This window comes from Marinimicrobium sp. UBA4209 (assembly GCF_002381585.1).
In the GTDB taxonomy this organism is placed as follows: Bacteria; Pseudomonadota; Gammaproteobacteria; order Pseudomonadales; family Cellvibrionaceae; genus Marinimicrobium; species Marinimicrobium koreense.
This window is the reverse complement of record NZ_DFTP01000040.1, coordinates 17,270-23,763: the sequence shown is the minus strand read 5'-3', so window position 1 is coordinate 23,763 and position 6,494 is coordinate 17,270. Positions and strand designations below refer to the sequence as shown.

The window sequence follows — 6,494 nt, the reverse complement described above, 5'->3', positions numbered from 1 at the left end:
CTGCGCCCGGCCCTTTACGCGGCCGGTGAAGGTAAAGTGCGCTTCAGTAACATGGTGTATCGCGCTCTGCCCTGATAAGCTACACACGCACCCGGCCTTAAAGACAGACAATAATGGCCGGGTTGCACAGGGACTGGCCGCCGGGCGCCACGCCTACGGTCAGTTTCAGGTCAACATGGGGCAACAACCAGTTCAACGATAACAACCACGGTCTGGCAATTTTTGGAACCCAAAAAAACCATAGGTATTCACTCCATGACTACAAATGCAACTCACCCTGAACAGGGAAGTACGCTGTTTATTGTGTTGATCAGCTGCGTCGCCACTATCGGCGGCTTTCTGTTCGGCTTTGACAGCGGCGTCATCAACGGCACGGTCGAAGGCCTGCAAACCGCGTTCAACTCCGACAGTGCCGGTACCGGGTTGAGCGTGTCGTCCATGTTGCTCGGCTGCGCCGTCGGCGCCTTCTTTGCCGGTAACCTCGCGGACAAATACGGACGTCGCTCCCTGCTGATCGTCGCCTCGGTCTTTTTCATCGTGTCCGCTTGGGGCTCCGGCGTTGCTGGTGGCACTGTTGAATTTGTCATCTATCGCATTCTGGGCGGTCTCGCCGTAGGTGCCGCCAGCGTCATGGCACCGGCCTATATCAGTGAGGTGGCTCCAGCGCGCTACCGCGGTATGCTCACCTCAGTACAGCAGATCGCCATCATCACCGGCCTGACCATGGCGTTCTTCAGCAACTACCTGTTGGCCAAGTTCGCCGGCGGCTCCACCCGGGAGTTCTGGTTGGGTTTTGAAACCTGGCGCTGGATGTTTTGGATGGAGCTGATTCCGGCGTTCATCTTTTTCTTCGCACTTCTCGCCATTCCGGAGAGTCCCCGCTATCTGGTGGCATCCGGCAAAATGGAGCAAGCCGGCGGCGTATTGGCCCGACTCTACGGGCGCCGCACCGCCGAAACCAAAGTCGACGAGATCAGCACCTCCCTTGCCAAGGACCATCACCGTCCGCGGCTGTCCGACCTGATCAACAAACAGACCGGCAAGCTGCGCACCATCGTCTGGATCGGCATCGGCCTGGCGGTACTGCAGCAGTTCGTGGGCATCAATGTGGTGTTCTACTACGGTGCAGTACTCTGGCAGGCAGCGGGCTTCTCCGAAAACGACGCCCTGGCCATCAACGTCATCTCCGGCAGCATCAGCATCGCGGCCTGTCTGTTCACCTTTTTCTTTGTCGACAAAATTGGGCGCAAGCCGCTGTTGTGGTTCGGCTCGGCCGGTATGGCCATCACTCTGGGCCTGGTCGCCTACGCCTTTGCCGGTGCACCGGTGAACGTGGAAACCGGCAACCTGAACTTGTCCGACAATGCCGGCCTGCTGGCCCTGATTGCGGCGAACGCTTATGTGTTCCTGTTCAACCTGTCCTGGGGCCCGGTGATGTGGATCATGCTCGGGGAGATGTTCCCGAACCAGATTCGCGGCTCTGGTCTGGCCGTTGCCGGTCTGGCCCAGTGGTTGGCCAATTTCCTGGTCACCTGGACCTTTCCGATTCTTCTTGCGGGCATTGGTCTATCCGCCGCTTACGGTATCTACACCTTCTTCGCCGCGCTCTCTGTGGTGTTTGTGCTGATGATGGTGCATGAGACCAAAGGGAAGGAATTGGAGGAGATGGAGGGGTAATTACCTTGGGTTAGGCGGATGCGGCCTTTGGCCTTATCCGCCCTACGCATAGCACGGCAGGTCGTGTAGGGCGGATAAGCAAAGCGCATCCGCCGTAACCCAACGTTAAGCTCACCGCGCCAACCGCAACAATGCGGCCACCGAAATCGCATCGGTAATTTCACCGCAATCCACCATCGCGATGGCCTCGGTCAGCGGTAACTTTTTCACTTCAATATCTTCGCTATCATCCAGACTCTGCTCGACGGTCTGCAAATCCCGAGCCACGTAAATGATCGCGGTTTCGTCGGTGACCGAATTGGACAACTGCAGCTCCTGCAACATCTCCCAGTGTTGGGCCGAGAGCCCCACCTCTTCCTGCAACTCACGCTTGGCGGCACTCAATGGGTCTTCATCGCGGGGACAACCGCCCTCCGGGATTTCCCAGGTATATTCACCCATGGTGTAACGGGTCTGACGCACCAGCCAGGTGTTGCCCGCTTCATCAATCGGGACCACACCGACCGCGGTATTTTTGAAATGCACCACGCCATAGATGCCATCCGTACCAGCCGGAGTGATCACCTCCTCGTGGGACACTTTAATCCAGGGGTTTTCATACACGCAGCGCGTCGACTTGCGCTGCCAGCCGCCGATCCTATCTGTCACACAATCACCTTTATCATTTGGGGGAGGCATTCAGGGGTCAATGCAAACGGTGGGGGTCAAGCTCAACGCGCTGGATGTGTCGACCGAGCATCAACACCCGGCCAAAGTAGCGGTCACCGCCGGTGACGGTAAACTCGAAATAGAACGCACGCCATAAACCGGGGCGACCCCGGGCGTCTTTTTTGATCCAGAGCTTACGCAGATAAACACTCTGATCCAACATCTGCACCTGCATCTGTTCACAGTGACGACGGGCCGCGATGAACGCCCGGTCTTTCGCCTGGAAGGCGCGCCAGCTGTAATAAATGAACAGGCCCAGAACGGTCAGCCAGATCAACGCTTTCAAATCGAGCATGAATTCATGATTCCCGGACAAACCCGAAGGATACCGTCTGGTGACTCGCGGAACCACCCCGAGAGAAAAATTTTCAGCACAAGAAACGTGTGGCTTAACGCGAGCGAAAAGCAGAGGGGGCAAGCCAGAGCGAAGAGCACTCTGGCCCAATGCGGGCCGCCGGAACCGGCGGCCGCGCAGGTGATTGCGTTCGTTCAGATTACAGCGGTGTGACGTTTTCCGCCTGCGGTCCCTTCTGGCCCTGGGTCACTTCGAAAGTGACGCTCTGGCCTTCTTTCAACGTGCGACGACCTGAACCATTAATGGCACGAAAGTGAACAAACACGTCTGCACCACCTTCACGCTCGATGAAACCATAACCTTTGTCGTCGTTGAACCACTTAACAACACCTGATACCAGTTGATCTGACATACTTTCCTCGTCTAGCAAACAAATGCAGATCCGAAAACATCGACGAACCTGCCTGACATAAACCGACCTTGGTCAACGCCTGGGCGAGCAACGCAAAAGCCGGGGTGAAACAACCCCAGGGGTTGTGCTAAGGGAAGGGTCGAACAAAGTTACTGGAGGGTGCCTCGCGGGAGCCTAGCCTTTGGCCGTTCACAATCTCTAGCAAAAAAATTAAAGCACTTCGCTCCAGGCAGTTCAAGCATAATTTGATGAAACTTTGAGCGGGTTCCGAAGCGACAGTGCACGGCACCCATGGGGTGCCGAAAAAGGTGTGTGGCACCACATGGGTGCGCTACCGACGGGCGAGTACTTCGTGCAGGTAGATGGAGAGCACCACCAGAGGCATGCTGAATATCATCACCACGCGCTTCAGTACTTCAAACTCCAGTCCTTCCTTGGCCAACTGGTAACAGGCCAGCGCCCAGACGGCACTGGCGAAGTAGGCCCAGCGCCAGCGCCGGAAAACACCCAGCGCCACCACCCAGCCCACCGGGGCCAGTAACATACCATAGCCCTCTGAGTAGCCCAGAAACACCGCACCGGCAACCAGCAGGCACAGGATCAACAGAGCATTGAGCGACAGGTCCAGTCGGCGCTTACGCTCGGGGGTGAGTAGCGGCATAGTCGGCGTTATTCCTTGTCCACGAAGTACAGAGGATCTTTTTTGATGGCGGACAGTGCCGCATCCCAGGCCGCCTGGGCATCCACCAACATGCAATCGGCCGCGAGCAGTTGGCCGCGCTTTATGGCGCCTTCGGGCAGCAACGACTCCAGGCGATCGTAGCGTTGCACATAGCCTTTGAAGCTGTGACAGCGAACGGCATTGGTGATCTGCCGGCCTCGGGCGTCGGTGAGAATGAAGTCCACAGGCTCCTCTTCCAACAGGTACGGCGGCATCACCTGTTCTTCCACCGCGTGCATCATGGTGTTGACGGTGAAATCGCACCCGAGAAAGAGTATCCGGCCGCCGAGCTTCGGCAAGATGGCGAAAGGCGAATGCTCGCCACAGGGGGTGTGGTCCTTTTCGTGGCCCACGAGCAGGTCCGAGGTATTGGGACCGATCGCCGCCGCCGAGTGCGTCGGGTGAAGGCTGCGCACCACACCCTGCTGGCGCCGGAACGCCTCACTCAGGCTGCCGACACAGGAAGGGGTTTCCTCGGTGTCGAACAGCGGATTCTCGGCGTTGACCGTTTCGTAACTGAGCGTGGGCATTGCCAAGGTACCCGCGGGCCCCAGGGCCCGGCGCAACCCGGCCGATACGATATCAGCGGGCATGGCCTCCCCCAGTGAACGCAGCGATGCGTGCACCATCAGGGTATCCCCGGGCTTCACACCCAGGTCTTTGAGAAGGTTGGACAGTTCCAGATGGGGGTTGATATTCATAGCAGCTCATACTCCCATGGCTTTTTGAGCAAGCGTGTTTTTGATCAGTGGCAGATTGTCCACCCGCCGGAGCCCACTATTGCGCAGGGCGATCCAGGCGGGAGAGCGACTGCCGAAGAGTCGTTTGAAACCTTCCATGGTCGCCATCATGCCCAGGTTGTCCCCCAGGCGTTGGCGTTGATAACGGCGCAGTATCGAAGGCTCCGACAGCGGCAGGCCGCGAGTCAACGCCCGTTCAATTTCCTGATACAGGGCCTGCACATCCTTCAGCCCCAGATTCACCCCCTGACCGGCCAGGGGGTGAATACTGTGCGCCGCATCGCCGACCAGGGCGATGCCCGGGCGGATGTAATCCCGGGCGTGGCGCTGGTAGAGCGGAATACCGTGGCGGCGATCCGTACCGGTGACCGCCCCCAGGGTGTACTCGAAGTCCCGTCCGAGGCGGTCGCAGAATGCCGCGTCGTCCAGGGCCAGCAGTTCGTCGGCCAGAGCTGAATCGGCGGACCAGACAATGGAGCTGTAGTGCTCATCCCAGGGGTGTTCGCCGGCATCCACTTCCCCCCAGTGGCAACGCAGGGGCAGGAATGCCAGTGGCCCGGTGCGCATAAAGCGTTGGCGGGCCGTCTGGCCGTGGGGACGCTCGGTCCGCACCGTGGTGACAATGGCCCTCTGTTCATAGGGCCACTCCCGGATATTGAAACCCGCCAGCTCCCGCACCCGGGAGTGAGCTCCATCGGCGGCAATCACCAAAGGCGCAACCAGCGTGTGCCCGGTATCGAGGCCGACCGATGCAGCCCCGTCATCGCGCTGCTTAAGGGTCGCCACCGCCGACGGCCGGAACCACTCGACCGTGGACTGATAGGTCAAGGCCTGACGCAGGTGGCGCACCAGAACGCTATTTTCCACAATGTGGCCCAGCTGGTCGCAGTTGAGCTCATCCGCGTGAAAACCGATGCGCCCGCTGGCCTCACCATCCCACACCAACATATCCCGGTAGGGGCAGGCCCGTTCGGCCTCTATGTGCCGCCATAGGCCCAACTGCTCATAGATTCGCCGGGACGCCGGCGTCAGCGCCACCACCCGGGGATCGAACTGCTCCCCCCGATACACGGCCGGCTCGGCGTCGCTGGCTTCCACCAGCGCCAGGCGCAGGCCACGGGCCGCCAGCAGGGGCGCCAGTTTCAGTGCCAGGGTGGCCCCGACCTGCCCCGCACCGACGACAATGACATCGTACGTGGTTTCACTCATGGCCCCATCTCCGACAGCCGTTGAACGGGAGGTTCCCAGGGCGCACGCGGCCCGGCCGTGCCCATGGTCTGGGCGGCAAACCAGTCTTTTACCCCGGGCAGAAAGTCCAACCCGACAAACCCGAGATGACGCAACGCCATCAGACCGAGACGGCGGTTGGAAAACACCCGCACCAGTTTATCGCTCAGCTGTATGGTCAGACGCTGATCCTGGGCGCGCTGCGCCACATAACGATTCAGCACGGGCAGCGCCCCGGGATCACCTCCCTCCAGACGCGCCCGCCGCAAGACCGCCGCCAGGGCCGCCGCATCGCGCAGGGACAGGTTGAACCCCTGCCCCGCCACCGGGTGCAGATAGTGGGCACTGTTGCCCAGTAACACCAACCGCGAGCGCACCTGCTCCTGGGCCTGAACCAGCGCCAGCGGCCAGGACTGTCGCTCGCCGACCCGGGTCAGGCGCCCGAGACGCCAGCCGAAGGCCCGCTGCAGGGCGTCAAGAAATTCCGGCTCCGGGGCGCGGCGCAGTGCCTCGGCCTCGCCCGGGGGCAGGGTCCAGACCAGCGCGGCCCGACGGGCCTGCGGGCTTTCATCCAGCGGCAACAGCGCCAAGGGCCCTCGGGGGGTAAAGCGCTCGTAGGCGCGACCCCTGTGAGGTCGCTCGAACGAGACATTGGCAATCACCGCATGCTGCTGATAGTCGCGGCGGACCTGCTCTATGCCCAACCGACGGTGC

At 60.5% G+C, this 6,494-nt stretch carries 8 protein-coding genes; 1 reads left to right on the top strand and 7 read right to left on the bottom strand.

The window, feature by feature from the left end; genetic code table 11:
• Nucleotides 1-255 precede the first annotated feature (255 nt).
• Entirely contained in the window at nt 256-1,677 is a 1,422-nt protein-coding gene (locus tag B3187_RS05530) for a sugar porter family MFS transporter (RefSeq protein ID WP_286805006.1), read from the top strand.
• A 111-nt stretch (nt 1,678-1,788) separates the two neighbouring features.
• On the opposite strand, the gene B3187_RS05525 is transcribed toward B3187_RS05530, so the two are convergent.
• The 7 genes from B3187_RS05525 to B3187_RS05495 all read right to left on the bottom strand — a co-directional run.
• Nucleotides 1,789-2,355, bottom strand: coding sequence for an NUDIX domain-containing protein (locus B3187_RS05525; protein ID WP_414673680.1), 567 nt, complete (start codon nt 2,353-2,355; stop codon nt 1,789-1,791).
• 7 nt (nt 2,356-2,362) lie between these two features.
• Entirely contained in the window at nt 2,363-2,680 is a 318-nt protein-coding gene (locus B3187_RS05520) for a DUF3301 domain-containing protein (RefSeq protein WP_024461972.1), read from the bottom strand.
• 199 nt (nt 2,681-2,879) lie between these two features.
• Nucleotides 2,880-3,092, bottom strand: a complete 213-nt coding sequence (locus B3187_RS05515; RefSeq protein ID WP_024461971.1) for a cold-shock protein — start codon at nt 3,090-3,092, stop codon at nt 2,880-2,882.
• Nucleotides 3,093-3,423: 331 nt separating this feature from the next.
• Nucleotides 3,424-3,753, bottom strand: coding sequence for a hypothetical protein (locus B3187_RS05510; RefSeq protein WP_123639355.1), 330 nt, complete (start codon nt 3,751-3,753; stop codon nt 3,424-3,426).
• A gap of 8 nt (nt 3,754-3,761) precedes the next feature.
• Nucleotides 3,762-4,514: an AAC(3) family N-acetyltransferase gene (locus tag B3187_RS05505; protein WP_286805004.1), complete on the bottom strand. Its 753-nt coding sequence runs from the start codon at nt 4,512-4,514 to the stop codon at nt 3,762-3,764.
• A gap of 6 nt (nt 4,515-4,520) precedes the next feature.
• Nucleotides 4,521-5,762 carry a UbiH/UbiF/VisC/COQ6 family ubiquinone biosynthesis hydroxylase gene (locus B3187_RS05500; protein ID WP_286805003.1) on the bottom strand — a complete coding sequence of 414 codons (1,242 nt, stop codon included), beginning with the start codon at nt 5,760-5,762 and terminating at the stop codon, nt 4,521-4,523.
• A partial coding sequence (locus tag B3187_RS05495; RefSeq protein WP_286805002.1) for an FAD-dependent monooxygenase occupies nt 5,759-6,494 on the bottom strand: 736 nt, incomplete at its 5' end. The genes B3187_RS05500 and B3187_RS05495, both read right to left, overlap by 4 nt.

Coding starts and splice junctions, on each gene's coding strand:
- B3187_RS05530 (WP_286805006.1), top strand. CDS start 256: ATGACTACAAATGCAACTCACCCTGAACAGGGAAGTACGCTGTTTATT.
- B3187_RS05525 (WP_414673680.1), bottom strand. CDS start 2,355: ATGCCTCCCCCAAATGATAAAGGTGATTGTGTGACAGATAGGATCGGC.
- B3187_RS05520 (WP_024461972.1), bottom strand. CDS start 2,680: ATGCTCGATTTGAAAGCGTTGATCTGGCTGACCGTTCTGGGCCTGTTC.
- B3187_RS05515 (WP_024461971.1), bottom strand. CDS start 3,092: ATGTCAGATCAACTGGTATCAGGTGTTGTTAAGTGGTTCAACGACGAC.
- B3187_RS05510 (WP_123639355.1), bottom strand. CDS start 3,753: ATGCCGCTACTCACCCCCGAGCGTAAGCGCCGACTGGACCTGTCGCTC.
- B3187_RS05505 (WP_286805004.1), bottom strand. CDS start 4,514: ATGAATATCAACCCCCATCTGGAACTGTCCAACCTTCTCAAAGACCTG.
- B3187_RS05500 (WP_286805003.1), bottom strand. CDS start 5,762: ATGAGTGAAACCACGTACGATGTCATTGTCGTCGGTGCGGGGCAGGTC.